The sequence below is a fragment of the Amycolatopsis sp. cmx-4-61 genome (genome assembly GCF_046548775.1).
GTDB lineage: Bacteria > Actinomycetota > Actinomycetes > Mycobacteriales > Pseudonocardiaceae > Amycolatopsis.
Genome location: NZ_JAEBEI010000012.1, coordinates 23,398 through 49,548, shown reverse-complemented (window position 1 = coordinate 49,548; position 26,151 = coordinate 23,398). Strand labels below are relative to the sequence as shown.

27 protein-coding genes, 1 tRNA gene and 1 pseudogene are annotated in these 26,151 nt (G+C 72.6%); 7 read left to right on the top strand and 22 right to left on the bottom strand.

Going from position 1 to position 26,151, the window contains the following annotated elements:
- Positions 1-66 precede the first annotated feature (66 nt).
- The 18 genes and pseudogenes from ACLJOU_RS29035 to ACLJOU_RS28950 all read right to left on the bottom strand — a co-directional run.
- A pseudogene (locus tag ACLJOU_RS29035) lies at positions 67-490 on the bottom strand (SRPBCC family protein); the annotation flags it as partial.
- 86 nt (positions 491-576) lie between these two features.
- Positions 577-1,431: an FAD binding domain-containing protein gene (locus ACLJOU_RS29030; RefSeq protein WP_410571649.1), complete on the bottom strand. Its 855-nt coding sequence runs from the start codon at positions 1,429-1,431 to the stop codon at positions 577-579.
- Positions 1,428-3,869 (bottom strand): xanthine dehydrogenase family protein molybdopterin-binding subunit, encoded by a 2,442-nt coding sequence (locus tag ACLJOU_RS29025; protein WP_410571647.1) that lies wholly within the window; start codon positions 3,867-3,869, stop codon positions 1,428-1,430. Before ACLJOU_RS29025 ends, ACLJOU_RS29030 begins: the two co-directional genes overlap by 4 nt.
- Positions 3,869-4,393 (bottom strand): (2Fe-2S)-binding protein, encoded by a 525-nt coding sequence (locus ACLJOU_RS29020; RefSeq protein ID WP_410571645.1) that lies wholly within the window; start codon positions 4,391-4,393, stop codon positions 3,869-3,871. The genes ACLJOU_RS29025 and ACLJOU_RS29020 overlap by 1 nt, the downstream gene beginning before the upstream one ends.
- A gap of 203 nt (positions 4,394-4,596) precedes the next feature.
- Positions 4,597-5,709 carry an XdhC family protein gene (locus ACLJOU_RS29015; RefSeq protein ID WP_410571643.1) on the bottom strand — a complete coding sequence of 371 codons (1,113 nt, stop codon included), beginning with the start codon at positions 5,707-5,709 and terminating at the stop codon, positions 4,597-4,599.
- Positions 5,702-6,814 carry a vWA domain-containing protein gene (locus tag ACLJOU_RS29010; protein ID WP_410571641.1) on the bottom strand — a complete coding sequence of 371 codons (1,113 nt, stop codon included), beginning with the start codon at positions 6,812-6,814 and terminating at the stop codon, positions 5,702-5,704. The genes ACLJOU_RS29015 and ACLJOU_RS29010 overlap by 8 nt, the downstream gene beginning before the upstream one ends.
- Before the next feature lie 20 nt (positions 6,815-6,834).
- A tRNA-Arg gene (locus ACLJOU_RS29005) sits at positions 6,835-6,911 on the bottom strand.
- 283 nt (positions 6,912-7,194) lie between these two features.
- On the bottom strand, positions 7,195-8,064 hold the full coding sequence (locus ACLJOU_RS29000; protein ID WP_410571639.1) for an AAA family ATPase: 870 nt from the start codon (positions 8,062-8,064) through the stop codon (positions 7,195-7,197).
- 18 nt (positions 8,065-8,082) lie between these two features.
- A complete protein-coding gene (locus tag ACLJOU_RS28995; protein WP_410571637.1) occupies positions 8,083-8,661 on the bottom strand; it encodes an NTP transferase domain-containing protein in 579 nt (192 codons plus the stop codon).
- A 368-nt stretch (positions 8,662-9,029) separates the two neighbouring features.
- Positions 9,030-9,863 (bottom strand): IclR family transcriptional regulator C-terminal domain-containing protein, encoded by an 834-nt coding sequence (locus ACLJOU_RS28990; protein WP_410571636.1) that lies wholly within the window; start codon positions 9,861-9,863, stop codon positions 9,030-9,032.
- A gap of 10 nt (positions 9,864-9,873) precedes the next feature.
- Positions 9,874-10,275: a 4-carboxymuconolactone decarboxylase gene (gene pcaC / locus ACLJOU_RS28985; RefSeq protein ID WP_410571635.1), complete on the bottom strand. Its 402-nt coding sequence runs from the start codon at positions 10,273-10,275 to the stop codon at positions 9,874-9,876.
- Complete coding sequence (gene pcaD / locus ACLJOU_RS28980; RefSeq protein WP_410571633.1) at positions 10,272-11,048, bottom strand: 3-oxoadipate enol-lactonase; 777 nt, start codon at positions 11,046-11,048, stop codon at positions 10,272-10,274. The genes pcaC and pcaD overlap by 4 nt, the downstream gene beginning before the upstream one ends.
- A gap of 4 nt (positions 11,049-11,052) precedes the next feature.
- Complete coding sequence (pcaG, locus tag ACLJOU_RS28975; protein ID WP_410571631.1) at positions 11,053-11,607, bottom strand: protocatechuate 3,4-dioxygenase subunit alpha; 555 nt, start codon at positions 11,605-11,607, stop codon at positions 11,053-11,055.
- Complete coding sequence (gene pcaH / locus ACLJOU_RS28970; RefSeq protein ID WP_410571630.1) at positions 11,604-12,347, bottom strand: protocatechuate 3,4-dioxygenase subunit beta; 744 nt, start codon at positions 12,345-12,347, stop codon at positions 11,604-11,606. The genes pcaG and pcaH overlap by 4 nt, the downstream gene beginning before the upstream one ends.
- A gap of 12 nt (positions 12,348-12,359) precedes the next feature.
- A complete protein-coding gene (locus tag ACLJOU_RS28965) occupies positions 12,360-13,541 on the bottom strand; it encodes a thiolase family protein (protein ID WP_410571628.1) in 1,182 nt (393 codons plus the stop codon).
- A gap of 196 nt (positions 13,542-13,737) precedes the next feature.
- On the bottom strand, positions 13,738-14,496 hold the full coding sequence (locus ACLJOU_RS28960) for a CoA-transferase subunit beta (protein ID WP_410571627.1): 759 nt from the start codon (positions 14,494-14,496) through the stop codon (positions 13,738-13,740).
- The gene (locus ACLJOU_RS28955) at positions 14,493-15,302 is read right to left on the bottom strand and encodes a CoA transferase subunit A (RefSeq protein ID WP_410571625.1); all 810 of its coding nucleotides are present in this window, start codon (positions 15,300-15,302) and stop codon (positions 14,493-14,495) included. The genes ACLJOU_RS28960 and ACLJOU_RS28955 overlap by 4 nt, the downstream gene beginning before the upstream one ends.
- Before the next feature lie 147 nt (positions 15,303-15,449).
- The gene (locus ACLJOU_RS28950) at positions 15,450-16,616 is read right to left on the bottom strand and encodes an ROK family protein (protein WP_410571623.1); all 1,167 of its coding nucleotides are present in this window, start codon (positions 16,614-16,616) and stop codon (positions 15,450-15,452) included.
- A 76-nt stretch (positions 16,617-16,692) separates the two neighbouring features.
- Here ACLJOU_RS28950 and ACLJOU_RS28945 point away from each other — a divergent pair, with 76 nt between their 5' ends.
- The 3 genes from ACLJOU_RS28945 to ACLJOU_RS28935 are packed head-to-tail and all read left to right on the top strand — an operon-like array spanning position 16,693 to position 20,876.
- Positions 16,693-18,789: an alpha-galactosidase gene (locus tag ACLJOU_RS28945; RefSeq protein WP_410571622.1), complete on the top strand. Its 2,097-nt coding sequence runs from the start codon at positions 16,693-16,695 to the stop codon at positions 18,787-18,789.
- 30 nt (positions 18,790-18,819) lie between these two features.
- On the top strand, positions 18,820-19,764 hold the full coding sequence (locus ACLJOU_RS28940) for a 2-hydroxyacid dehydrogenase (RefSeq protein WP_410571621.1): 945 nt from the start codon (positions 18,820-18,822) through the stop codon (positions 19,762-19,764).
- Positions 19,761-20,876: a glycerate kinase gene (locus ACLJOU_RS28935; RefSeq protein WP_410571619.1), complete on the top strand. Its 1,116-nt coding sequence runs from the start codon at positions 19,761-19,763 to the stop codon at positions 20,874-20,876. Before ACLJOU_RS28940 ends, ACLJOU_RS28935 begins: the two co-directional genes overlap by 4 nt.
- Positions 20,877-21,002: 126 nt before the next feature.
- Here the strand turns inward: ACLJOU_RS28935 and ACLJOU_RS28930 are convergent, their stop codons facing one another.
- Together ACLJOU_RS28930 and ACLJOU_RS28925 are read right to left on the bottom strand one after the other, a co-directional pair.
- Positions 21,003-21,296 (bottom strand): iron-sulfur cluster biosynthesis family protein, encoded by a 294-nt coding sequence (locus ACLJOU_RS28930; RefSeq protein ID WP_410571617.1) that lies wholly within the window; start codon positions 21,294-21,296, stop codon positions 21,003-21,005.
- Positions 21,297-21,371: 75 nt separating this feature from the next.
- Entirely contained in the window at positions 21,372-21,782 is a 411-nt protein-coding gene (locus ACLJOU_RS28925) for a hypothetical protein (RefSeq protein WP_410571615.1), read from the bottom strand.
- A gap of 148 nt (positions 21,783-21,930) precedes the next feature.
- Here ACLJOU_RS28925 and ACLJOU_RS28920 point away from each other — a divergent pair, with 148 nt between their 5' ends.
- The 4 genes from ACLJOU_RS28920 (at position 21,931) to shbA (ending at position 24,198) form a co-directional block, all read left to right on the top strand.
- The gene (locus ACLJOU_RS28920) at positions 21,931-22,410 is read left to right on the top strand and encodes a GtrA family protein (protein WP_410571614.1); all 480 of its coding nucleotides are present in this window, start codon (positions 21,931-21,933) and stop codon (positions 22,408-22,410) included.
- Between the two features lie 59 nt (positions 22,411-22,469).
- A complete protein-coding gene (locus ACLJOU_RS28915; RefSeq protein ID WP_410572022.1) occupies positions 22,470-22,820 on the top strand; it encodes a YidH family protein in 351 nt (116 codons plus the stop codon).
- A gap of 171 nt (positions 22,821-22,991) precedes the next feature.
- A complete protein-coding gene (locus tag ACLJOU_RS28910) occupies positions 22,992-23,288 on the top strand; it encodes a DUF202 domain-containing protein (RefSeq protein ID WP_410571612.1) in 297 nt (98 codons plus the stop codon).
- A gap of 253 nt (positions 23,289-23,541) precedes the next feature.
- Entirely contained in the window at positions 23,542-24,198 is a 657-nt protein-coding gene (shbA, locus tag ACLJOU_RS28905) for an RNA polymerase sigma factor ShbA (RefSeq protein ID WP_410571610.1), read from the top strand.
- Positions 24,199-24,230: 32 nt separating this feature from the next.
- Here the strand turns inward: shbA and ACLJOU_RS28900 are convergent, their stop codons facing one another.
- Positions 24,231-25,082, bottom strand: a complete 852-nt coding sequence (locus tag ACLJOU_RS28900) for an amidohydrolase family protein (RefSeq protein ID WP_410571609.1) — start codon at positions 25,080-25,082, stop codon at positions 24,231-24,233.
- Positions 25,079-26,047 carry an aldo/keto reductase gene (locus ACLJOU_RS28895; protein ID WP_410572021.1) on the bottom strand — a complete coding sequence of 323 codons (969 nt, stop codon included), beginning with the start codon at positions 26,045-26,047 and terminating at the stop codon, positions 25,079-25,081. Before ACLJOU_RS28895 ends, ACLJOU_RS28900 begins: the two co-directional genes overlap by 4 nt.
- Positions 26,048-26,151 lie beyond the last annotated feature (104 nt).

Genomic DNA, 26,151 nt, shown 5'->3' with positions numbered 1-26,151 from the left:
AACCCGCCTGGGCCGAACCACTCCCCGCCGACTCAGTCTCTCCCCCGGGCGAGGCCAGCTTGCCCGACAGGCACCCGGCGAAAGTGTCCAGGATCTTCCCGCCCACCTCGCTGATCAGCCCCCGGCCGAACTGGGCCGGCTTGCCCGTGATCGACAGGTCCGTCGCCACCGCTCCGTGGGTTCCGCCGTCCGTCTCCGTCAACGTCAGCGTCACCGTGGCCGCCGCCGTGCCGGCTCCGCGGGAATCCTTGCCCGAGGCCTTGATCGTCACCTTGCGGGCGCTCTCGTCCTTATCGAGGAACTCGCCGTTCCCCTTGTACAGCAACGAAATCGGCCCCAGCTTGACCTTCACCGTTCCGCTGAACTTGTCGCCTTCGACCTTCGTCAGGGCCGCTCCGGGCATGCACGGAGCGACGCGCTCGGGGTCGACGACCGCCTGCCAGACCTCGCCGATCGGTGCCGGGACGGTGAATTCGTGGTCGAGCCGCACGGGCCGACCTCCTTCCTGAAGACGGACGGGTCCGGTGCCCACCCTAGCCGCCGCCGGGGCGACGGCCAGGGTGGCGAACCCGTGCGTCAGGCCCCGGCCGCCGCCGTGATCGCTCGGCCGGTCAGCACGCGGGCCAGGTGACGGCGGTATTCGACGTCGGCGTTGCTGTCGACCGGCGGATTCGTGCCCTCCGCCGCGTGCGACGCCGCCGCAGCGATCGAGTCCGCCGAAGCCTGGACGCCGACCAGGGCCGCCTCGACACCGGAGGCCCGGACCGGGGTCGAACCCATGTTCGTCAGGGCGACCCGGGCCTCCTCGATCACCCCCGCTTCGGTGCGGACGGTGACCGCGACCGCGACCATCGACCACGCCTGGGCGACGCGGTTGAACTTCTCGTAGTGCGCCCGCCACCCCGTGTGCTTGGGTACGCGGATCTCGACCAGGAGCTCGTCCGGGGCCAGCGCGGTGGTGAACAGGTCGCGGAAGAAGTCCGCGGCCGGCACCGTCCGGCGTCCCGACGGCCCGGCCACCACCAGCGACGCGTCCAGCGCGAGCACCGGCGCCAGCAGGTCGCCCGCCGGGTCGGCGTGCGCGATCGCGCCCCCGAGCGTGCCGCGGTGGCGGATCTGCGGGTCGGCCACCGTGTCGGTCGCCTCCTTGAGCAACGCCGCGTGCGAAGCGACCAGTGCGTCACGCTGCACGTCGTAGTGCGTCGTCATCGCGCCGATCACCAGCTCGTCGCCTTCCTCGCGGACGCCGCGCAGTTCCGCGACGCGCCCGAGGTCGACCAGCGTGGTCGGTGCGGCGAGCCGCATCCGCAGCACCGGCAGCAGGCTCTGGCCGCCCGCGAGGACCTTGGCGTCCTCGCCCGCCGCCGCCAGCGCCTGCACCGCTTCGTCCACTGTGGACGGGCGGACGTAGTCGAAGGGAGCCGGGATCACTGCGCACCTCCGGTGGCGTCGATCGAACCGAGGCCGCCACCGGCTTCGCCGCGGCCGGGGCCGCCCGCGTCGGTGGTGCCGTGCTGGATGGCGTGCCACACCCGCATCGGGGTCAACGGCATCTCGATGTCGTTCACACCGAACGACCGCACCGCGTCGACCACCGCGTTGACCACCGCCGGGGTGGACGCGATCGTGCCCGCCTCGCCGACGCCCTTGGCGCCGAGCGGGTTGGTCGTCGACGGCGTCTCGGTGCGGTCGGTGGTGAACGACGGCAGGTCGGCCGCCGACGGCAGCAGGTAGTCGGCGAACGTGCCGGTCGTCAGCGTGCCGCTCTCGTCGTGCTCGGTGCCTTCGAACAGCGCCTGCGCGATGCCCTGGGCGAGCCCGCCGTGCACCTGCCCTTCGACGATCAGCGGGTTCACCGCGACGCCGACGTCGTCGACGCAGACGTACGAGCGCAGCTTGATCCGGCCGGTCTCGGTGTCCACCTCGGCGGCGCACAGGTGCGTGCCGTGCGGGAACGAGAAGTTCTCCGGGTCGAACGTGGCGTCCGAGTCGAGCGACGGCTCCACGCCGTCGGGCAGGTTGTGCGCCGCGAACACCGCGAGCGCGACGTCGCCCATCGTCGTGGACGTGTCGGTGCCCTTCACGGTGAACTTGCCGCCCGCGAACTCGAGGTCGTCCTCGGCGCATTCGAGCAGGTGCGCCGCGATCGGCTTGGCCTTCGCGATCACCTTCTCCGCGGCCTTGACGACCGCGATGCCGCCGACGACCAGCGACCGCGAGCCGTAGGTGTCCAAGCCCTTGTGCGACGACTGCGTGTCCCCGTGCAGGATCTCGACGTCCTCGAACGCGACGCCCAGCTGGTCGGCGACGATCTGGCTCCACGCCGTCTCGTGGCCCTGGCCGTGCGCGGACGCACCGGTCGTGACTTCGACCTTGCCGGTGGGCAGCATCCGGATCGACGCGTACTCCCAGCCGCCGGCGCCGTAGTCCAGCGAACCGAGCACCCGCGACGGCGCCAGCCCGCACATTTCGGTGAACGTCGAGATGCCGATGCCGAGCTGGACCTTGTCCTTCGCCGCGCGGCGCTTCTCCTGCTCGGCGCGCAGGCCGTCGTAGTCGAAGAGCTGCTTGGCCTTCTGGGTGGCGGCCTCGTAGTTGCCGGAGTCGTAGGTCAGCCCGCACACCGTGGTGAACGGGAATTCCTCGTGCTTGATCCAGTTCTTCTCGCGCAGTTCCAGCGGATCCATGCCGAGCTCGACGGCGAGTTCGTCCATGATCCGCTCGATCGCGAACGTCGCCTCCGGGCGGCCGGCGCCGCGGTAGGCGTCGGTCAGCGTCGTCGTCGTGTACACGTTGGTGCACGCGAAGTGGTACGCCGGGATCTTGTAGATCGCGTTGAACATGAACGCGCCGAGGATCGGCACACCGGGGCCGACCAGGCCGTTGTACGCGCCGAGGTTGGCGAGCAGCTCGACCTTGAGGCCGGTGACCCGGCCGTCGCGGGTCGCCGAAATGGTGAGGTCCTGGATCTGGTCGCGGCCGTGGTGCGCGGCGAGCATCGTCTCCGACCGTGTTTCGTTCCACTTGACCGGCTTGCCGAGCTTCCGCGCGACCAGCAGCGCCATCATCTCTTCGGGCAGGACGCCGATCTTGCCGCCGAAGCCGCCGCCGACGTCCGGGGCGATGACGCGGATCTTGTGTTCGGGGATGCCGAGCGTCAGCGCCGACATCACGCGCAGGATGTGCGGGATCTGCGTGGCCGACCACATGGTGATCTGCGTGCTGGTCGGGTCGACGACGCAGGCGCGCGGCTCCATGAACGCCGGGACCAGGCGCTGTTGGCGGAAGCGGCGCTTGAGCACGACCTCCGAGGAGCTGATCGCGTCTTCGACGTTGCCGCCGGTGCCGGCCTCGGCCGAGTCGAACTTCCAGACCGCGCTCGTGTTGGTGCCGAGGTCCTCGTGGACGAGCGGGGCGCCCTCGGCGATCGCGGCTTCCATGTCGAGGACGACCGGCAGCTCGTCGTACTCGACGTCGATTTCCTCAAGCGCGTCGTGCGCTTCGGCGGACGAGCGCGCGACGACGACCGCGACGCCTTCCCCGGCGAAGTTGACCGTGCCGGCGGCGAGCACCGGACGGCGCGGGGCCTTCATGTCCGGCGTGATCGGCCACGCGCACGGCATGCCGATCGAGCCGTCGGGGTCGAGGTCCTCGGCGGTGTAGACGGCGATGACGCCGGGGGCGTCCTTCGCCGCCGACGTGTCGATCGAGACGATCTTGGCGTGCGCGAACGGGCTGCGCAGGACGGCCAGGTGCAGCAGGCCGGGCAGCGTGATGTTGTCGGTCCAGCGGGTGCGGCCGGTGATCAGCCGCTCGTCCTCCTTGCGGCGGCGGGACTTGCCGACTTCCGGTTCGATCGTCGCGGTCATCAGTCACCACCCACGCCGACGTGCTTGTTCTCGGCGATCCGCTCGGCTTCGGGCCCGGCGCCGGGACTCATGTGCTGCGCGGCGTCGCGGACCGCGCGGACGATGTTCTGGTAGCCGGTGCAGCGGCACAGGTTGCCTTCGAGCCCTTCGCGGACGGCCTGTTCGTCCGGGTCGGGGTTGTCGGCCAGCAGATCGATCGACTGCATGATCATCCCCGGCGTGCAGAACCCGCACTGCAGCGCGTGGTTGTCGTGGAACGCCTGCTGCACCGGGTGCAGCTTGCCGTCGCGGGCCAGGCCTTCGACGGTGGTGACCTCGCAGCCGTCGGCCTGCACGGCCAGCACGGAACAGGACTTCACGCTGTGCCCGTCGAGGTGGACGGTGCAGGCGCCGCAGTTGCTGGTGTCGCAGCCGACGACCGTGCCGACCTTCCCGAGTTTTTCCCGTAGGTGGCGCACGAGGAGGGTGCGGGGTTCGACTTCGTCGGTGTACTTCGTCCCGTCGACGGTGACGGTGATGCGCATCAGGCCTCCAAAAGCCGGCTCGGGAACGGCCTGCCCGACAGTGATCGGGCTCACAAACCCGAGCGTGCTACGCGACCTTCGCGTCGACAAGCCCTGATGTCACACGTTCAACTACCGGATCCGCAGATACGCCTCGACGCGGGAAAGCAACTCCGCACGTGCGGAAGTCCGGACGGGTGAACTTTGTCGGCCACCTGGATCAGTCAGCCGTGAATGCGTCCCGAGAGCTCGGCCAAGCGCTTGCCGCCGCCGCCCCACCGCAGCGCGATGATCTCCGCCGCGATGGACACCGCCGTCTCCTCCGGCGTGCGCGCGCCGAGGTCGAGGCCGATCGGCGACGACAGCCGTTCCAGCTCCACGTCCGTGATCCCGGCTTCGCGAAGGCGCGCGAACCGGTCGTCGTGGGTCTTGCGGGAACCCATCGCGCCGACGTAGCCGACGTCCAGGCGCAGCGCCACTTCCAGCAGCGGCACGTCGAACTTCGGGTCGTGGGTCAGCACCGCGATCGCCGTGCGCTGGTCGATGCGGCCCGCGTCGGCCTCGGCCTGCAGGTAGCGGTGCGGCCAGTCGACGACGACGTCGTGCGCGTCCGGGAACCGGCTGGCGGTGGCGAACACCGGCCGCGCGTCGCACACGGTGACCTGGTAGCCGAGGTAGGCGCCCATCCGGGCCATCGCGGCGGCGAAGTCGATCGCGCCGAAGACCAGCAGGCGGGGCGGCGGCTCGAAGGAGTTGACGAACACCGCCATCCCCTCACCGCGGCGCTGCCCGTCCGGGCCGTAGTGCAGGGTGCCGGTGCGGCCGCTGGCCAGCAGGCCGCGCGCGTCGTCGGCCACGGCGTCGTCCATCCGCGACGAGCCGAGCGAGCCCGCGGTGCGGTCCGGCCACACGATCATGTGCTCGCCGACCAGGCCCGCGCGCTCGTGCTCGATGATCGTGACGATCGCGACCGGCTCGCCGCCGCGCACCGACGCGACGACGTCGCCGAGCTCCGGCATCGACTCGCGGTCGACCGGCTCCACGTAGATGTCGATGATCCCGCCGCACGTCAGGCCGACCGCGAAAGCGTCGTCGTCGGTGACGCCGTAGCGCTGCAGCACCGGCCTGCGCCCGGCGACGACCTCCTGCGCGAGTTCGTAGACCGCGCCTTCGACGCAGCCGCCGGACACGCTGCCGGCGACCGTGCCGTCCGGGGCGACGACCATCGCGGCGCCGGGCGCCCGCGGCGCCGAGGAGAAGGTGGCGACCACGGTGCCGAGCCCGACCGTTTCCCCGTCGGACCAGCGGCGGAACACGTCGTCCAGTACGTCACGCATCGGAAATCTCCCCGAGCAGTCGTTCCAAGGTGGCCAGGGTGTGCCCGGCCAGGAGCCGGTCGATGTGGGGCAGCGCGGCCACGATGCCCGACTGGACCGGAGCGTACCCCGCGCGGCCGGCGTGCGGATTCACCCAGAATACGGCGTGCGCGAGCCGGCGCAGCCGCGCGAGCTGCTCGCCGAGCAGGCCGGTGTCGCCGCGCTCCCAGCCGTCGGAGAACACCGTGACCACCGCGCGACGAGCCACGCCGCGCCGGCCCCAGCGGTCGAGGAACGCCTGGAGCGTCTCGCCGAGCCGGGTCCCGCCCGCGAAGTCCGGCACCGCGGCGCCCGCCGCGAGCATCGCGCGCTCCGGGTCGCGCTGCCGAAGCTGGCGCGAAACGCGGGTGAGCCGCGTGCCGAGCGTGAACACCTCGACGGACGGCGGGGCGGACCGCGTGAGGACGTGGGCGAACCGCAGCAGGGCGTCCGCGTACGGGCTCATCGAGCCGGAGACGTCGATGAGCAGCACGACCCGCCGCGGCCGGCGGCCGCGCCGGGAGTGCACGAGTTTGACGGGTTCACCGCCGCCGGCCAGCATGGCGCGCAGTGTGCGCGAGGGATCGAGGCGGCCGCGCCGGGCGGGCGTCCGCCGCGCCGCCGGACGCTTCGGGAGCGCGGGCTTCAGGGTGGCCAGCAGTTCGCGGAGGTGTTCGCGTTCGGCGGTGGTCAGCTCGGCGAGGTCGCGGTGCCGCAGGACCTCCTGGGCGCTGGCGGCAACCTTCAGCTGGTCAGGACCTTCGCCGCCGTCGGCGTCCCCGCCCTCGGCCTGGCCCAGCGGGGCGATCCGCGCCTGCTTGGGCGCGGCGGCTTTCGCGCGCTGCGGAGTGCTGGTCTCGATCGAAAACCACTGGCTGAAGGCCTCTTCGTAGCACGGGAGGTCGTCCGGGCTCGAGCAGAGCGTCAGGCGCCCGGCCCAGTACAGCTGGGTGGGTTCGGCGACGTCGATCTCGGCGACGGCGGAGAGGTACGCCTGCACGCGGTGCGCGTCGCAGGCAACACCGGCTTCGCGCAGCGCGGCGGCGAACCCGGCGTAGCCCGCTACCGGATCGGAGACCGTGGTCATGTCTCCATTGTGCGCTTGGTTGGCGTCCCGGCGAGGAGTCGAACCTCGGACCTCGGCGTTCGTAGCGCCGCGCTCTGTCCTACTGAGCTACCGGGACGGGGCGGTCTGCGCGCAAGCCCCTCCCCGGGCAAGCACGCAGACCGCGCTCTTCGCGGCGGCCGACCCAAGGTAGCGGCGGGTGGGCGCGAAGAGCCTTCGGAAAGAAAAGGGAGTTTCAGCGGGCGACGCGGGAGATCGCGCCGCAGGGGTTCCGGTCTTGCCGTCGGGTCACGATCTCCTCCTCTCGGTGTGGCGTGCTGTGCTGAGGAAAAGAATGCCCGAGCCCGCCATGGAGTGGCAACGGAATTAACCGCCCCCCGATTGTCCTTTATGGACAGTCGTCAGGCGAAGAGGGCGTCGAGTTTCGCCCGGACTCGGTCGAGGTCTTCGCTGTACTTCAGGACGGCTCCGAGCGTCCGCGCCGCCGTCGCCGCGTCCAGCTCGTCGCGCTGCAGAGCGAGCAGAGCCCGCGCCCAGTCGAGCGATTCCGCCACTCCCGGCGGTTTGAGCAGGTCCATGGCGCGGAGCCGGTGCACTGCCTCGGCGATTTGCCGAGCCAGGACTTCGCTGGCCTGCGGGATCCTGCGGCGCAGGATCGCGACCTCCCGCACCAGGTCCGGGTGTTCGAGCCAGTGGTAGAGGCAGCGGCGTTTGAGGGCGTCGTGCACCTCGCGGGTCCGGTTGGAGGTCAGGACCACCAGCGGGGGTTGCTCGGCGCGGACTTCGCCGTACTCGGGGATGGTCACGGCGTGTTCGTCGAGCAGCTGCAGGAGGAAGGCCTCGAACTCGTCGTCGGCGCGGTCGATCTCGTCGATCAGCAGCACGCACGGGGCGTTGATCAGGGCCTGCAGCAGCGGCCGGGCCAGCAGGAACCGTTCGGTGTAGAGCGAGCGCTCCGCGGTTTCGACGTCGAGGTGCCCGTCCCCGGCGGCTTCGAGCGCGCGCAGGTGCAGGAGCTGGCGGGGGAAGTCCCATTCGTAGAGCGCCTGGGCGGCGTCGATGCCTTCGTGGCACTGGAGGCGCACGAGCGGGCGCTCGAGCGCGGCGGCCAGCGCCAGGGCGAGTGACGTCTTGCCGGTGCCGGGCTCGCCCTCGCAGAAGAGCGGGCGGCCCATCCGGAGGGCGAGGAAGCCGGCGGTGGCCAGCCCGTCATCGGCGAGGTAACCGGTCGCGTCGAGCGCGGCGGCGAGGTCTTCGGGCGAGTCCGTCACGCTCTCGATCGTAGGTGCTCACGCGGGACCCGCCAGATCAGCGGGCCGATCGACGTCCCGGCCGCTGCCGAGGTCACCGCACTCGACGAGGGTGAGGTCGTCGCGGGTGGCGAGCCAGTCGCGGGCGCCGCGGTCGCCCCGGGCGGTATCGGCGATCTCGCCCCACCACCGGCGCCCGAGCAGCACGGGGTGCCCGGGCACCCCGTCGTAGGCGGCGCGGGCGACGGTCCCGGAGGTGGCCCGGGCGGCGACGCGGGCGAGGATGTCCGGCCCGACCCAGGGAAGATCGACGAGGTGGACAAGCGCGGCGGCCCGATCGCTGCGCTCGAGGGCGCCCAGGCCGGCCCGGAGGGAAGCGCCCATGCCGCTCGCCCAATCGTCGGCCACCACGACTTGGCCGGGATCGGGCAGCAGGGCGCGGACTTCCCCGGCCGACGCACCGACGACAACCCGGACGGGATCACACCCAGCGGCGGCGAGGGTGCGGAGGGCACGGAGGACGAGAGGTTCCCCGTCGAGCTCGACGAGGGCTTTGGGCCCACCGAAGCGCCGGCCGGCCCCGGCGGCGAGAAGAAGCCCGGCGACGGGAGTGGTCATGGGACGAGTCTGCCGCGCGGATGAGCCCGACGGCCACGGGCATGGCCCGCGGCGGGCCCGGTGGTGCTCGGTCGGCTGCGACGGGTTGCGGGGCGGCGGCTCGGCTTGGGGCCCGGCGATGGCTACTCCGCGGCTGGAGATATCGGCTAGCCCGCGCTCGGGCGAGCGTGAGACAGCAGCTGGGCCTTCAGTGCCGCAGTCGGCGGCTCGGCCACCAGCGCCGGCCGGTCCGCGGCCGACGCCGTGCCGACCGCGCGCACGCTCGGGCGACCGGTTCGGGCCTCCGGTGCCGCAACCGGCCGCTGCACTGCGCTTGCCCTCGACCGCGGCATCCTCGGCTCGGCGGCGGGGCGGCCCTTGGGAGCGGCTCAGCCGCGGGCGTGGCTCGGGGCCGCGATGGCCAGGTCCGCTTCCATGGCCCGGGCCGTCTCCAGGAGCGGGGGGACCAAGTCCTTCCGCACCGACTCCGCGGTTGTGCGGCTGGCGTGGGTCGAAAGGTTCACCGCGGCCACCACGCGGCCCGTGCGGCCTCGGATCGGGGCGGCCACCGAACGCAACCCCTCCTCCAGTTCCTGGTCGACCATCGCCCAGCCCTGGGCGGCCACCTTGGCCAGTTCCGTGCGCAGGCGGTCGGGGGCGGTCAGCGTGTGCTGGGTGAGGCGGTCCAGCCTCGCCACCGCGAAGTACTCCTCCAGCTCCGCCTCGCTGAGCCCGGCCAGCAGGACGTGGCCCATCGATGTCGCGTACGCCGGGAAGCGGGTGCCCACGTTGATGCTCACCGTCATGATGCGGGAGACCGCCACCCGGGCCACGTACACGATGTCGGTGCCCTCCAGCACCGAGACCGAGCTCGACTCGTGCACGCTCGCGGACAGGTGCTCCAGGTGCGGCTGGGCCACCTCCGGCAACGTCATGCTGGACAGGTACGAATAGCCCAGCTCCAGCACGCGGGCCGTCAGGGAGAAGTACTTGCCGTCGGTGCGGACGTAGCCGAGGTCGGTCAGGGTCAGCAGGAACCTCCGCGCCGCCGCGCGGGTGAGGCCCGTGGCCCGGGCCACGTCGCTCAACGTCAGCTCGGACGCTCCCGCGTGGAACGCCTTGATCACGGCCAGGCCGCGCTCCAGCGACTGCACGTGGTGGGCACCACGGTGCGCGGGTTCGCTGTCCAGTTCGACTTCGAACTGCGGCCTCGTCGCGTCCATGCCCGGCACCCTATCCGGCGTCGGCGGGCCGGGCGCTCGGCTCGCCGAGCTCGGCCAGGGTGCGCTGCGCGATGGCGAACGCCGCGTTCGCCGCCGGGGCGCCGGCGTAGACCGCCGTGTGCAGCAGGACCTCGCCGATCTCCGCTGCCGTCAGGCCGTTGCGGACCGCCGCGCGGACGTGCATCGCCAGTTCGTTGTGCGCCTGCAGCGCCGTGAGGGCCGCCAGCGTCACGCAGCTGCGTGTGCGGCGGTCCAGGCCCTCGCGGGACCACACCGAACCCCACGCGCCTTCGGTGATGTAGTCCTGGAACGGGCGGCTGAAGTCCGTCGTGCCCGCGACCGCGCGGTCGACGTGCTCGTCGCCGAGCACCTCGCGCCGCACCTTCATGCCCTGCTCGTGGCGGTCCGTCACGCTCGCTCCAAGTGATCCAGGATCAGCCGGCCGAACCGGGCCGGCTGCTCGTAACTGCCCAGGTGCGCGGCGTCCGCCACGACCTCCAGCCGCGCGCCGGGGATGCCCTCGGCGATCGGCCGCGCGTGTTCCTCCGGCGAGGTGGCCGGGTCGTCCGCCCCCGCGATCACCAGTGTCGGCGCGGTGATCTTCGGGAGCAGGTCCAACAGGTCCATCCGCTCGATCACGCCGCAGCAGGCCGCGTAGCCCTCGGCCGGGACCGCCGCGATCATCGCCCGGAGGAACTCCGCCCGGTCCGGGTGCCGCTCGGCATACCCGGGGGTCAGCCAGCGGCTCACCCCGGCCGCGGCCACCGCCGCGGTGCCCTCGGCGCGGACCGTGCGGGCCCGCTCCGCCCACATCTCCGGCGGACCGAGCTTCGCCGACGTGCAGCAGAGCACCAGGCTCGCGACGCGGTCGGACGCGTGGACGCCGAGCCAGATCCCGGTCATGCCGCCGAGCGACAGGCCCACCAGATGCGCCCGCTCGACGTCGAGCTCGTCGAGGAGGGCGAGCACGTCGGCGCCCAGGTCCTCGAGCTCGTAGGGACCCGGCGGCACCGGCGACGCGCCGTGCCCGCGCGTGTCGTACCGGACCACCCGGAACCCGCGCTCCACCAGCGGCGCGACCTGGGGTTCCCACATCCGCAGGTCGCTGCCGAGCGACCCGCCGAGCACCACCACCGGCCCGTCCTCGGGTCCTTCGACGACCCGATGCAGCTTCACGGCACTCACGGCGTCACACCCGGAAGAAGACGGTCTCGCCGTCCCCCTGCAACCGCACGTCGAAGCGGTAGCCGTCGTCGGTCTTCGCGGCGATCAGGGTGCCGCGCCGGTCCTCCGGGACCGTCGCCAGCACCGGGTCTCCGGAGTTGTCCTGGTCCGCGAAGTAGATCCGCGTGACGACCCGGTTCAGCAGGCCGCGCGCGAACACCGAGACGTCGATGTGCCGCGCCTGCGTGGTGCCGCCCTCGCCGGGCACCACGCCCGGGAGCACGGTGTGGATGCCGTAGGTGCCGTCGGCCTCCGTCGGGCAGCGGCCGAAGCCGCGGAACTCCCCGTTCGCCGCGCCGCGCGGGTCGTCGGGGTGGCGGAAGCCGCCTTCCGGGTCGGCCTGCCAGGTCTCGATCATGGCGTCGGGGACCGGGTCGCCGTTGCCGTCGCGGACGGTCCCGCGGATCCAGAACGCCCCCGGCGTGCCCTCGGGCACGACGTGCGGGCCGTCGGGCCAGGGCAGCCCGATCGACAGGTACGGGCCGACGGTCTGCGACGGGGTGGGCAGCAGCTTGGTCATTCGTCCTCGTCCTCTTCCTCTTCCTCTTCGAAGACCGACGCGTCGCGCCCGCGCAGCACGATGTCGAACTGGAAGCCGAGCGCCCACTCGGCCTGCGTGATGGTGTGGTCGTACCGCGAAACCATTCGCTGCCGGGCCTTCTCGTCCGGGATCGAGTTGAAGATCGGGTCCTGGGAGAACAGCGGGTCGTCCGGGAAGTACATCTGGGTGACCAGGCGCTGGGTGAACGCCGAGCCGAACACCGAGAAGTGGATGTGCGCCGGGCGCCAGGCGTTGTCGTGGTTCTTCCACGGGTACGCGCCGGGCTTGATGGTGGTGAAGGTGTAGCGGCCGTCGCTGTCGGTCAGGGTGCGGCCGACACCGTCGAAGTTCGGGTCGAGCGGGGACGGCCAGCGGTCGCCGGTGTGCCGGTAGCGGCCGCCCGCGTTCGCCTGCCAGATCTCGACGAGCGAGTCGCGCACCGGGCGGCCGTCACCGTCGAGGAGCCGCCCGGTGACGATGATGCGCTGTCCCTGCGGCTCGCCGGCGTGCTGCCGGGTGAGGTCGTTGTCGTGCTCGCCGAGGCGGCCGGGGCCGAGCAGCGGGCCGGTGACCTCGGTCAGCATCTGCGGCAGGAGGACGAGGTCCTGCTTCGGGTGCCGCAGCGCCGTCGAGCGGTAGCCGGGGTAGCCCAGCGGCGGGTGCGTGCCTTCGGGGTCTTCCCCGTAGCGCGGCAGCCTGGATTCGGTCGGAGTGGCCACGTTTTCTCTCCCTTACCGGCCTTCGAGGACGACGGCCAGCCCCTGGCCGACGCCGATGCAGATGGCGGCGAGTCCCCAGCCACCGCCGCGGCGGTGCAGGTCGTGCGCCAGGGTGCCGAGGATCCGGCCGCCGGACGCGCCGAGCGGGTGCCCGATGGCGATGGCGCCGCCGTGGGTGTTCACGATCTCGGGGTCGACGTCCTTCCAGTCGCGCAGGCACGCGAGCGACTGCGCGGCGAAGGCCTCGTTGAGTTCGACCGCGGCCAGGTCGTCCCAGCCGATGCCGGCACGTTCGAGGGCGATCTCCGCCGCGCGGACCGGGCCGATGCCGAAGACGTCCGGGTCGACACCCGCCGCGCCGCGGCCGGCGATCCGGGCGAGCGGAGTGGCGTCGAGGCGGCTCGCGGCCGCTTCGTCGCCGAGCAGGAGAGCCGAGGCGCCGTCGTTCAGGGGGGAGGCGTTGCCCGCGGTGACGGTGCCGTTCTCCTTGCGGAACACGGGCTTCAGCTTGGCGAGCTTCTCGGGGCCGGAGTCCGGCCGGATGCCTTCGTCGCGGGCCAGGTCGACGCCCTCGACCGGGACGACGAGGTCGTCGTAGAAGCCCTCGTCCCAGGCCTTGGCGGCGTTGACGTGGCTGCGGGCGGCGAAGGCGTCCTGCTCGTCGCGGCCGATGCCGTAGCGCTCGGCGAGCTGTTCGGTGGACTCACCGAGGGAGATCGTCCACTGCGCCGGCATCGCCGGGTTCACCATCCGCCAGCCGAGGGCGGTGTTGTAGAGGGTCTGGTTGCCCGTGGGGAAGGCCTTCTCCGGCTTCGGCATGACCAGCGGGGAGCGCGTCATCGACTCGACACCGCCGGCGACGACCAGCGAGGCATCGCCGGTCTGGATCGCGCGGCTGGCCTGGATGGCCGCGTCGAGGCCGGAGCCGCAGAGGCGGTTGACCGTGCTGCCCGGGACGGTGGTGGGCCAGCCGGCGAGGAGGGCGGCCATGCGGGCGACGTTGCGGTTGTCCTCGCCCGCGCCGTTCGCGTCGCCGAGGGTGACTTCGTCCACTGTGGACGGATCGAGGTCGTTGCGCTGCTGGAGCGCCTTGAGGACCCCGGCGGCGAGGTCGTCCGGGCGGACACCGGCCAGTGCGCCGCCGTAACGGCCGAACGGGGTGCGGATCGCGTCGAGGATGTAGACGTCGGTCATGCGTTCGCCTTCCGGGGTGCCGGGGTGCTCGGGTGGGTCGGCTCGGTGGGGTTCGCTTGTGGCGGCACCCACCGGCTCGCGGGAGTGGTCATCGGCTCACCCTGCCACGCCTTCGGCCGCGCGGGGTGGTGATGCCCTCGCCTCCCGGGGTGGGTGGCCGTTGCGCGGCCGCGCGGTCGGAGCGGGAGCCGTCGGGTCATGCGCCGGCCTTTTCCAGGGTTCGCAGGACCGTCAGCTCCTGGTCGGTCGGGGCCGGGGTGGTCTTCACGTCGTCCGCGACCTTCAGCTTCCAGCCCGTTGCCGCCAGGACCTGGTCCAGGTCCACCCCCGGGTGCACCTCCGTCAGGGTCAGCTCGGCCGTCTCCGGATCCGGGCGGAGGAGGCCCAGGTCCGTCACCACCAGCGTCGGGCCCCGGCCGGGGAGGCCGAGCTTCTCGCGGTCGCCCTTGCCCGTTCCGTGGCCGAACGACGTCACGAAGTCCACCTTCTCCACGAACGCCCGCGGGTTCTGGCGCAGGACGATGAACACTTCGCCGCACGAGGCGGCGATTTCCGGGGCGCCGCCCGCACCCGGCAGGCGGACCTTCGGGTCCTGGTAGTCCGAGCCGATCACCGTCGTGTTGATGTTGCCGAACTTGTCGAGCTGGGCCGCGCCCAGGAAGCCCACGTCGATGCGGCCCGGCTGGAGCCAGTAGTTGAACACCTCGGGCACGCTGATCACCGCGTCCGCCGTGTCGGCCAGCTCGCCGTCGCCGATGGACAGCGGCAGTCGGGACGGCTTCGCGCCCAGGCAGCCGGATTCGTAGATGAGCGTCAGGTTCGGCGCGTGCGCGCGGCGGGCGAGGTTCGCCGCCTTGCTCGGAAGGCCGATCCCGACGAAGCAGGACATGCCGTCGCCGAGGGCGCGGGCGGCCGCGACGCTCATCATCTCGTCGGCCGTGTACCCCGCGCTCATGCCTTCACCCCGGTCAGCTCGTTCAGCCACTTCGTGAACTCCTCGCGGTCCCGCCCGACCTTGTCCCACGCCTGGTACGCCGCGTTGTCCCGCTCGTAGTACCCCGCCGCGTACGACGGCTTCGCGCCGCCGGGGACCTCGGCCACCGCCGTGACCACCCACGCCGGGAGCACGACCGCGCCCGGCCGGGGCTCCAGCTCGTCGACGATCTCCTCGACCGTCACCAACGACCGCTTCGCCGCCAGCACCGCTTCCTTCTGGACACCGGTGATGCCCCACATCTGGACGTTGCCCGCGCGATCGGCGCGCTGCGCGTGGACGATCGAGACGTCCGGGTTCAGCGCCGGCACCGCCGTCAGCCGTTCGCCGGTGAACGGGCAGGTGATCGGTTTGATCGTGTCCGTCTGGGCCGGGAGGTCCGTGCCCGTGTAACCGCGCAGCACCGCGAACGGCAGCCCGGAGGCGCCGGCGACGTACCGGTTCGCCATGCCCGCGTGGCTGTGTTCCTCGATCTCCAGTGGCACCGGCCAGTCGTGCTGGACGGCGTCGCGGAACCGGTGCAGCGAGCCGACGCCCGGGTTGCCGCCCCAGGAAAAGATCAGCTTGCGGGCACACCCGGCGCCGATGAGCTGGTCGTACACGATGTCCGGCGTCATCCGCACCAGCGTGAGATCCCGGCGCCGCTGCCGGATGATCTCGTGTCCGGCCGCGACCGGGATGAGGTGCGTGAACCCTTCGAGCGCGACGGTGTCGCCGTCGTGCACCAGCCGGGCCACGGCCTCCTCCAGCGACAGCAGCTCCGCCATCACACCCTCCGCACTGTTCGCATGACGCACACTCGTTCTGCCACCGAACATAGCACGGTGCGCCGCCACCCGACCAGACGTCTTCCACCCATCGGATGACGCACGCACGTCGAAGGGCCCGCCAGTCGATCCGGAGTAGGCGCGAGCTCAGGTCCCGGCGACGAAAAGGCTCTGGACGGCCACGGCGGCCGCGCCCCGCGCCCACTGCTCGAACGGCAGCGGCCGGATCACCAGGCCGCACCGGGCGGCGCTGCCGAACGCCTGGACCGCGAAGGTCCGGCGGATCTGTTCCTCGAACAGGTCGTAGGCGGCGACACCCTCGCCCGAGACGACCACGCGTTCCGGGCCGAACAGGTTGACCAGCGCGGCCAGCCCCAGCCCGATCGCGTGGCCCGCCCCGGCGAAGACCTCCCGAAGCGGTTCGTCGCCGCTACGGGCGCGCGCCACGGCGTCGGCCATGGACAGCTCCGGCTCCCCCGCGACCTGCCGCGCGCGCGTCAGGATCGCTTCGGTGGACGCGATCGCCTCGACGCAGCCCCGGCCGCCGCAGTGGCAGGCGGGGCCGCCGTCGACGACCGGGACGTGCCCGAGTTCGCCGGCGACCCCGTGCACGCCGCGGACCAGCGCACCGTTGACGACCAGCGCGCTGCCGATCCCGGTTCCCACCGTGACCAGCGCGAACGATGACGCCCCGACCCCTTCCCCGAACCACTGCTCGGCGACGGCGAGGGCCTTGACGTCGTTTTCGAGGGTCACGGTCAGCCCGGTGGCCTCCGCGAGGAGCGCGGCCAGGGGGACGTCCCGCCAGCCGAGGAACGGGGAGTACCGGACGACGCCGGACGCGCGGTCGACGTCGCCGGAGACCGCGACACCCAGGCAGTGGGCGCGCTCGCGGAGGTGGCCGGAGAGCAACTGTCCGACCAGATCGGCCAGCGCACCGACGACGTGGTCGACGTCGTGGCTCGTCAGGGCGTGGCAGGCGCCGGTCCGGACGTCGGCACGCAGGTCGGTGACCACGCCGATCAGGTCGTCGCCGGTGATCTTGACGCCGACGAAGTACTCGCGGTCCGGCCGGATGGCCAGGGGGTTCGCCGGGCGGCCGGCCCCGGGGCCGGTGCGGCCTGCGGAAGCGAGTTCTTCGAGGTAGCCGGCTTCGATGAAGGGCCGGGCGGCCTTGGTGACCGCGGCCGAGGAGAGCCCGGTGCGGCGGGCGACGTCCACGCGGGACACCGGCCCTTCGGTCAGGACCGTGGTGAACACGGTCGCGGCCGCGGGGCTGGTGATCGGCGCCCTTGCCGGGGCACTGCGAGGCATGGCCGGAAGGGTAGAGAAATATAATTAACTTCGTCAAGAATTTATTTATCCGCTGGTCAGCCTTACGCTGTCCCGCATGCCGCTCGTCGAACACGACCCCGCACACCGGCTCTGGCTGCTGCGCACCCCCGAGAGCTCCTACGCCTTCCGGCTGGACGCCGACGACCGGCCGCGGCACGTCCACTGGGGCCCGCCGCTGACGCTGGCCCAGGCCACGCAGGTCACCGCGCGGCGCAACCCGGCCGACAGCAGCTTCGACGAGCCCGGCGACGAGCGGCAGGAACTCCCGGCCGAGGGCGGCGCGTTCTTCGGCGTCGCGGCGCTGGCCGTGCGGTACGCGGACGGGACTTCGGCGCTCGAGTGGCGTTACGACGGCTTCGCGCTCGAAGACGGCGCACTCGTCGTGCGGCTCGCCGACCGGCACTACCCCCTGCGGCTGTCCCTGCACTACCGCGTCCGCGGCGACGTCGTCGAACGCTGGACGTCGCTGCGGCACACCGGTTCCGGCGAGCCCATCGCCCTGCTGCGCACGGATTCCGCGTCCTGGACGCTCCCCCGGCGCGACGGCGCGCGGCTGAGCCGGACGTCCGGGGCGTGGAGCGCCGAGTACGGCGTCCTGCGCGAGCCGCTGCCGGTGGGCGAGACCACGCTCACCAGCCGCCGCGGCACCTCCAGTCACCAGGTCGACCCGTGGGTCATGCTCGACGCGAGTGACGCGACGGAGACCGCCGGCGAGGTCTGGAGCAGTGCGCTGGCGTGGAGCGGGAGCTGGCGGATCACCGTGGAACACACGCACACCGGCCGCGTCACGTGGACCGGCGGGTTCGGCCACGAGCACGTCGCGTGGCGGCTGCAACCGGGCGAGACGTGGGAGACGCCGGTGTTCGCCGGGCTCTACGCGGCCGACGGCTTCGGCGGGACCAGCCGTCGCTGGCACGCCTACGTCCGCGAGTTCGTCCAGCCGCACCCGGACGAGCTGCGGCCGGTCGTCTACAACTCCTGGGAGGCGACCGGCTGGGACGTCGACGAAAAGACGGAGACCGAGCTCGCCGCGGCGGCCGCCCGGCTGGGGGCGGAACTGTTCGTCATGGACGACGGCTGGTTCGGCGCCCGCACCGGCGATTCGGCCGGGCTCGGCGACTGGGTCGCCAACGAACAGCGCTTCCCGGCCGGGCTGCGGCCGCTCGTCGACGCCGTGCACGCGCACGGCATGCGGTTCGGGCTGTGGGTCGAGCCGGAGATGGTCAACCCGGACAGCGACCTCCACCGCGCGCACCCGGACTGGGTGCTGCACATGGCCCACCGCTCGCGGACGACGTTGCGCAACCAGCTCGTGCTGAACTTCGCGCGGCCGGACGTGGCGGACTGGGCGCACGAGTGGCTCGACCGGCTGGTCGGCGAGCATGGCATCGACTACCTCAAGTGGGACATGAACCGCGCGTTCACCGAAGCCGGCTGGCCCGAGGCGGGTCCGGACGCGCAGCGGCTGTGGGTCGGCCACATCCGGGCGGTGTACGCGATCCTCGACCGGCTGCGCGCCGACCACCCGAACCTGCGGATCCAGGGCTGCGCGGGCGGCGGCGGACGCACCGATCTCGGCATCCTCGCGCGCACCGACGAGATCTGGGCGTCGGACAACACCGACGCCGCCGACCGGATCACCATCCAGCACGGCTACGGCCAGCTCTACCCGCCGGGCACGATGTCGGCCTGGGTGACCGACAGCCCGAACCCGGCGACGCGGCGGGAAGCGCCGCTCGGCTTCCGGTTCCACGTGGCGATGGCGGGCGTGCTCGGCCTGGGCGGCGATCTGCCGCGCTGGACGCCGGACGAACTGGCCGAAGCGGCGTCGCTCGTGGCGCTGTACAAGGAGATCCGGCCCGTGGTGCAGCACGGCACGCTGTACCGGCTGGCGGATCCGGCGACCTCGGCGCTGACGGCGGTGCAGTACGTGCTCGGCGATTCCGTCGTGGTCTTCTGCTGGCGGCGGCCCGCGGAGTTCGCGCGGCCGTTCACCCCGCCGCGGCTCACCGGGCTGGATCCGGCGGGGCAGTACCGCGATCAGGACGGCGTCGTGCACCACGGGGCGGTGTTGCTGAGCCACGGTCTGGCCGTCGACTTCCCCGGCAGCGGGTACGCGAGCGCGGTGGTCCGGCTGACGCGCGTGGGCTGAATCGTCGGTGGCTTGGCCTAGGCTGTCGTCGTGGCCAAGATCGCGGTGACCCGGTGGATTCCCGACGACGCGGTGCAGCTCCTCGCCGAGGCAGGCGACGTGGCGGTGTCCCCCGCCGACCGTCCGCTGACGCCCGCGGAACTGCACGAGTTCGTGGCCGGGGCGTCGGCGGTGGTCGGGATGCTGCACGACCGGCTCGACGGCGCGCTGGCCGACGCCGCCGGTCCGGGGCTGAAGGTGGTCGCGAACGTCGCCGTCGGGTACGACAACGTCGACGTCCCGGCGCTGGCTTCGCGCGGCGTCGTCGTCACCAACACCCCAAGCGTGCTCACCGACGCGACCGCCGACCTCGCCTTCGGGTTGCTGCTCGCCGTCACGCGGCGCCTCGGCGAGGGCGAACGGCTGCTGCGCTCGCGCACGCCGTGGTCGTTCCACCTCGGCTTCCTGCTCGGCTCCGGGCTGCAGGGCAAGACGCTGGGGATCGTCGGGTTCGGGCAGATCGGCCGGGCGGTGGCCCGCCGGGCGACGGCGTTCGGGATGACGGTCGTCTACTCCGGACGGTCCAAACAGGACACCGAAGCCGAGTGTGTGCCGTTCGGGGAGCTGCTGGCGCGTTCGGACGTCGTCTCGCTGCACTGCCCCCTGACGCCCGAGACGCGGCACCTGATCGACGCCGCCGCGCTGCGGGCCATGAAACCCGGCGCGTACCTGGTGAACACGACCCGTGGGCCGGTCGTCGACGAGGCCGCGCTGGCCGACGCGCTGGAGGCCGGGGAGATCGCCGGCGCGGCGCTCGACGTGTTCGAAAAGGAACCCGAGGTCGAACCGCGGCTGCTCGGCCGGGACGACGTCGTGCTCAGCCCGCACCTGGGTTCGGCGACGGTCGAGACCCGCACCGCGATGGCCGTGCTGGCCGCGCGCAACGTCGCGGCGGTGCTCGCCGGGCGTCCCCCGCTGACGGAGGTGAAGCCGTGACCCGTGTCGTCATCGCGCCCGACAAGTTCAAGGGCAGTCTCACGGCGGTCGAGGCCGCGGAGGCGATCGCGCTCGGCGTGCGGGATGCCCTTCCGGACGCGGAAATCGTCACGTGCCCGGTCGCCGACGGCGGCGAAGGCACCCTCGACGTGCTGGAAGCGGCGGGCGCGCGGATCGTGCGGCTGACGGTCCGCGGCCCACTGGACGAGCCGGTCAAAGCGCGCTACGCGGTGCTGGACGGCACGGCGTACATCGAGTCGGCGCGCGCGTGCGGCATCGAATTCGTCGAACCCTCGCCGTCGACGGCGCTGGCCGCGCACACCTGGGGCGTCGGCGAACTGCTGGCGGACGCGCTGGTCCACGGCGCGCGGCGGCTCGTGCTCACGGTCGGCGGCACGGCGAGCACCGACGGCGGGGCCGGGATGCTGGGTGCGCTGGGCGCCGGCGTGCTCGACGCGTTCGGCGCGCCGGTCGGCCTGGGCGGCGGGACGCTGACCCGGGTGGCTTCGACGGAGCTGACCCCGGTGCGGGAACGGCTGGACGGCGTGCGCGTGGCGGTCGCGACGGACGTGACGAACCCGTTGCTGGGGCCCGAAGGCGCGGCCGCGGTGTTCGGGCCGCAGAAGGGCGCGGGGCCGTCGGAGGTCGCGGTGCTCGACGAGGGCCTGACGCGGTGGGCGCACGCGCTGCAGGTGGGCGGCGCCCCGGACGTCACGCGGGTGCCGGGATCGGGCGCGGGCGGCGGGGTGGCGGCGGCCGCGATCGCGCTCGGGGCGAGCGTCGAGTCCGGGTTCGACCTCATCGCCGGGCTGACCGGGGTCGATCAGGCGCTCGGCGGGGCGGATCTGGTGATCACGGGCGAGGGATCGCTGGACGAGCAGAGCCTGAACGGCAAGGCCCCCGCGGGGATCGCCGAGCGGGCGCGCGGGATTCCGCTGCTGGCGCTGGCGGGCCGCATCCGGCTGGACGCGGCGGGGCTGGCGCGGTTGGGGGTGGTGGGGAGCAGCGCGTTGATCGACCACGCGCCTTCGCTGGACCACGCCCGGATCCATGCGGCGGAGTTGCTGCGGGAACGGGCCGCGGAGCTGGTTCGCGCTTGGCGGGAGGGGTAGCGAGGGAAGAAGTTCCGGGAGAAGGAAGCTTCCCGGAGCCGGCGCCGGAGCCGCCCGCGAAGGCGGAGACGCGAGGGCGGCCGGGCCTTTCGCACCCCATGAGGCGAAAGGCCCGGCCGCCGCGTCTCAGCTCGTGTGCTGGGGCAGCACGGCGAACGCCACGCCGCCCGCTTCGTCCTCCTGGACGTCGAGCACCTTGTCGTCGAGCAGGGCGGCTGCCTGGGGCTCGAGGAAGACCTTCGGGCCTTCCGCCTCCCCCAGCACGCTGTCGCCTTCTGCCGGTTCCGGGGCCACCGACAGCGCCAGCTGGGCGCTTTCTTCGTCGGCGTTCTGGACCGCCAGGCGGAGCCCGGACTCGCCTTGCCCGTCGTTGGTCAGGGCGGTGATCGCCTCGGCGGCGGCTTCGGTCACGGTCAGCATCTTCGGCCTTCCCTTCGTCGCGGTCCGAACAGCCCCACGCTGGGGGCGCCGGAACGGGCGTGCAGGCTGAGCGGATCAGCCCTCGCGGGCGGCGCGGATGGCGTCCGCCACCGATTCGCCCGCGTAATCCGTCGTTTCCCGGCGGCCCTGGTTGGAGTTGCGGCGCGGCATCGTCTCTTCCGGAGCCACCGGCTCGAAGTCCGGGGGCGCGTCCTCGATCGACTCGTCGAGCTCCGCCGCCGGCGTCGCCGCGAGCGGGCGCTCCGGGACGGGCTCCGGCTCGATGTCCGGCACCTCTTCGGCCAGACGCTGGTCCATCGGCTCGCCTTCGCGGATCTCCCGGGGTGTGGTGCCGAACCGGTCGGCCGCACTCCAGTGCTCGGGCGGCTCGATGCCCTCCTCGAGCGAATCCACGCGCAGCTCATCCTCGTCCAGCGCCTCGCTGGGGCTCAAGCTCTGGGGTTCGGCCGAGTCTCGGTCACTCACTGGCCCTCCTGGCGCGTCGGGAACTGTCTTCACCGCCTGACCTACCCCGGCCGGCGGGCCCGCGAAACCCCGCGGTGTCGCCGGGATCACAAATCTTCAACGGGTTTAACACATTCACAAGTTTGTGAACGCGAGGTAGGTTGGGATCATGGCCACCACCAGGTGCGCACCGGAGCACCGGCTGCTCGCCACCGATCCGGACCGCCACCACGAGCTCGGCACGCACGCGGCGTGGTACGTCGTGGCCGGCGTGATCACCACCGGCCTGCAGGCCGTCCTGTTCCTCGTGCTGCACGACGAGCTCGGCTCGCAGGTGGCGAACCTCGTGGCGATCGCCCTCACCACGGTCGGCAACACCGAGTTCCACCGCCGCGTCACCTTCGCCGGGCGGCCCAGCAACGCCGGGAAGCGGCACCTGCAGGACCTGCTCACCTTCGGCTTCTACGCCCTGTACGGCTCGGCCGTGCTGGCCCTGCTCGACGTGTTCGTCGACCGGCCGACGTCGTGGGAGGAAACCGGCACGCTGCTGCTGGCCAGCCTGGTCGGCGGGTTCGTGCGGTTCGCCGTGCTCCGCTGGTGGGTCTTCGCGCACCGCGCCGAACCGGCCACGGCCGCGCACACCGGCTAGCGTCTGCGGACGTGGCGTCGGACGACATCAAGCGGGACGACCCCAAGCGGGACGACCCCATGCGGGACGACATCGGGCCCCACGCGGGCGGCACCGAACCGGACTACCGCTTCACGCTGGCCAACGAACGCACCTTCCTCGCCTGGCTCCGCACGGCCCTCGGCCTGTTTGCGGGCGGGGTGGCGGTGCACCAGCTGGTGCCCTCGCCCGCCGCGGCGAGCACGGTGCTCGCCGGCCTGTGCGTCGCGCTGTCCGCCGTGCTCGCCGCGACCGCGTACCCGCGCTGGCGGCGGGTCCAGATCGCGATGCGGGCCGGCGAGCCGCTGCCGCGCAGCTGGATGATCCTCGTCCTGCCCGGCGGTCTGCTGGTCCTCATCGCCGCCGCGGCCGTGCTGCTGGTGGTCTCGTGAGTGACACGGAAGGCAGCGGACGGTGACGGCCGGGAAAAACCGCCCGGGCGGCGGACCTTCGCGGCGAGCCGGCCGGCCGGGGGCCGACGAACACGGCCGCGGGACGCGAATACCGCCGGTTCGCGATTATCGTGACGTCAAAAGTACCGACACGCCGTTCGGGACCGGGTCGTGACCTCGCGAAACGGGGCGCAGGCCCAGCGCACCGGGCTGGCCTGGCGGCGAACCGCGCTGGCGGCCGCCGCCTGCACGGTACTGCTCCTGCACTCCGCCGCCCAGCGCCATTGGGGTGGCGCCGTGGTCCCGGTTTTGCTCGCCGCGGGGACATCTGCCCTGCTGGCGGCCATCGGGATGCACCGCGAACGGGCCTTGCGCGCGGCCGAACCGGGACCGCCGAGCCGGCTGCTGCCCGCCATCGCGTCGCTCGCCGTGACCGCGACGGCCACTTCCGTGGTCGTCTTCCACTGACGAGTGAAGTCGGCACATCCTGAAACCGATTAATCGCAATGTGCGGGCGCGGGTCGCGGGAACATCACGGTCCCTACTGCTAACGGGGTATTGGTCGTTGAAATCTGGACTGACCCGCCTGGACGTGTTTACGATTACCCTGCGTCGCACGGACCGCAGATCCGCCCCGATTCGCCGGAGCCTCTGCGATGGATCAGTTACGGAGTGTTGAACCCCCGGCAGCGACGGTCGAGGGTCGGCCGGGGAGACGACCATGACGGCACCGCCGAGGACCACCGAAGAATCCGCTTCCAGCGTTCGCGATTATCGCACCCCCGAGTCATTGCCCCGCCCGGGCGGACGGCTCACCAAGGAGGACCTGGACCCGCTCGTCAAGGACGCGGGCGAGGGCAACCCGGCGGCGATCCACTCGCTGCTGCAGATGATCGAGCCGGTGGTGGTCCGCTACTGCCGCGCACGCATGGGCGGGCGCGACCTGTCCTACCTGTCGGCCGACGACGTCGCCCAGGAAGTCTGCCTCGCCGTGCTCAAGGCCCTGCCCGACTACCAGGACCGCGGCGGCTCCTTCCTCTACCTGGTGCACGCGATCGCGGCCAACAAGGTTGCCGACGCCTACCGCGCCGTCGCCCGCGACCGCTCCGAGCCCGTCCCCGAGCTCCCCGAGCGCCCGCTGGTCGCCGGCAACGAGCCCGAGTCCCACGCGCTGCACCTGGACCTCGGGGCGCGTCTCGGCCGGCTGCTCGCCGCCCTGCCCCGGGTGCAGCAGGAGATCCTGACCCTGCGCATCGCCGTCGGCTTCTCGGCGACCGAGACCGCCGAAGCGCTCGGGATCTCCCCGGGCAACGTCCGCGTGACGCAGCACCGGGCCCTGACCCGGCTGCGCGGCATGATCCGCGACGACGACTTCTGAGACCACATCGCGGGCGGGCGGGGCGACCTCTTCTACCCCCTGGAGGAGGTCGCCCCGCTCGCGTCCAGCCCGTACACCGCGCGGGCGTTGTGCTCGAACACGCCCAGCCGTTCGGCGTCCGACAGCGAGCCCGTGAGGGCGATCGCCGCGTCGAGGACCAGCTCGTAGGACGCCGCCAGTTCGCAGACCGGCCAGTCGGAGCCGAACAGCAGGCGCTGGGGACCGAACACGTCGAGCACGTGGTCGACGTACCGGCGCAGGTGCCCGACCTCCCACCCGGACCACTCCGCCTCGGTGACCAGCCCGGACAGCTTGCACACGACGTTCTCGCGCGCCGCCAGCGCGGCCACGCCGGACGCCCACGGCTCCCACTCCCCCGCCGCGATCGGGGGCTTCGCCGCGTGGTCCAGGACCAGGCGCAGCCCCGGCAGCCGCAACGCGACTTCGGTCGCCGCGGGCAGCTGGGCCGGGCGGACCAGCAGGTCGTAGGCCAGGCCCGCGGCGGCCACCGCGCTCAGCCCGGCCACCACCTCGGGACGCAGCAGCCAGTCGTCGTCCGGCTCGGCCTCCACCTGGTGTCGGACGCCGACCAGCGGGCCGTCGAGCGCGGCCAGCCGGTCGGCGACGTCCGGGGCCGTCAGGTCCACCCAGCCGACCACGCCCGCGATCACCGGCTCCGCGGCCGCCGTCGCGAGGAACTCCGCCGTCTCCTCCGCCGAGGACACCGTCTGGACCAGGACGGTGGCGTGCACGCCCGCCGCCTTCGTCACCGCGCGCAGGTCGTCGACGGTGTACGGGCGGCGGATCGGGTCGAGGGCCGCCCCCGCCAGCCACGGGTACTCGCGCCGCCCCGGGTCCCACAGGTGGTGGTGGGCGTCGATCACGGGACTCCTCCGTCGATGACTACGTCGGCGCGCAGCAGGCCCGCGTCGATCAGCTCGGTCCACAGGGCAGGCGGGACGGCCGCGCGCGCCCGCCGCGCGTTCACCGCGACCTGGTCCGGATCATGCGCGCCGACGACCACCGACGCCACCGCGGGATGCGCCATCGGCAGCGCCAGCGCGGCCTCCGGCAGCTCGACGCCGTGCCGTGCGCAGATCTGGGCGATCCGCCCCGCCCGCTCGACCAGCTCCGCGGGCGCTTCGGCGTAGTCGTAGACCCGCCCCGGCTCCGCGGTCGCCAGTATCCCGCCGTTGAACGCCCCGCCGACCACCACGCGGACGCCCCGCGCGGCGCACAACGGGAACAGCTCGTCCAGCGCGGGCTGGTCGAGCAGCGTGTAGCGGCCGGCCACCAGCAGCACGTCCAGGTCGGTGCGGCGGACGAACTCGGCCAGCATCGGCGCCTGGTTCATCCCGGCACCGAACGCTCGAACGACCCCCTGGTCCCGCAGTTCGCGCAACGCCGGGAACGCCCCCGAAACCGCCTCCTCGAAGTGGTCGTCGGGGTCGTGGACGTAGACGACGTCGACGCGGTCGAGCCCCAGCCGCGTCAGGCTGTCCTCCAGGGACCGCAGGACGCCGTCGCGGCTGAAGTCCCATCGGCGCCGGTACGCGGCCGGGACGGCGAAGCCCTGGTCGTCCCGCTGGCCGGCGCCGTCCGGGTTGGGCTCCAGCACGCGGCCGACCTTCGTCGAAAGCACGTACTCCGCCCGCGGGTACTCGCGCAGCGCGGCGCCGAGCCGGGTCTCGGACAGGCCGAGGCCGTAGTGCGGGGCGGTGTCGAAGTAGCGGATGCCCTCGTCCCACGCGCGCCGGACGGTCGCGGCCGCCGTCTCGTCGCTGATCGCGTGGTACAGGTTGCCCAGCTGCGCGCAGCCCAGGCCGAGCGGGGACAGGGAGAGTTCCAACGCGGTCACTCCTTCTCCGGGCGTTCCCGGGCCGGACCGAGGCCGGTGTCTTCGAGGACGTGGCGGGGCCCGGGACTGTTACGCCCGGGTTCGAGCCGGGTGGG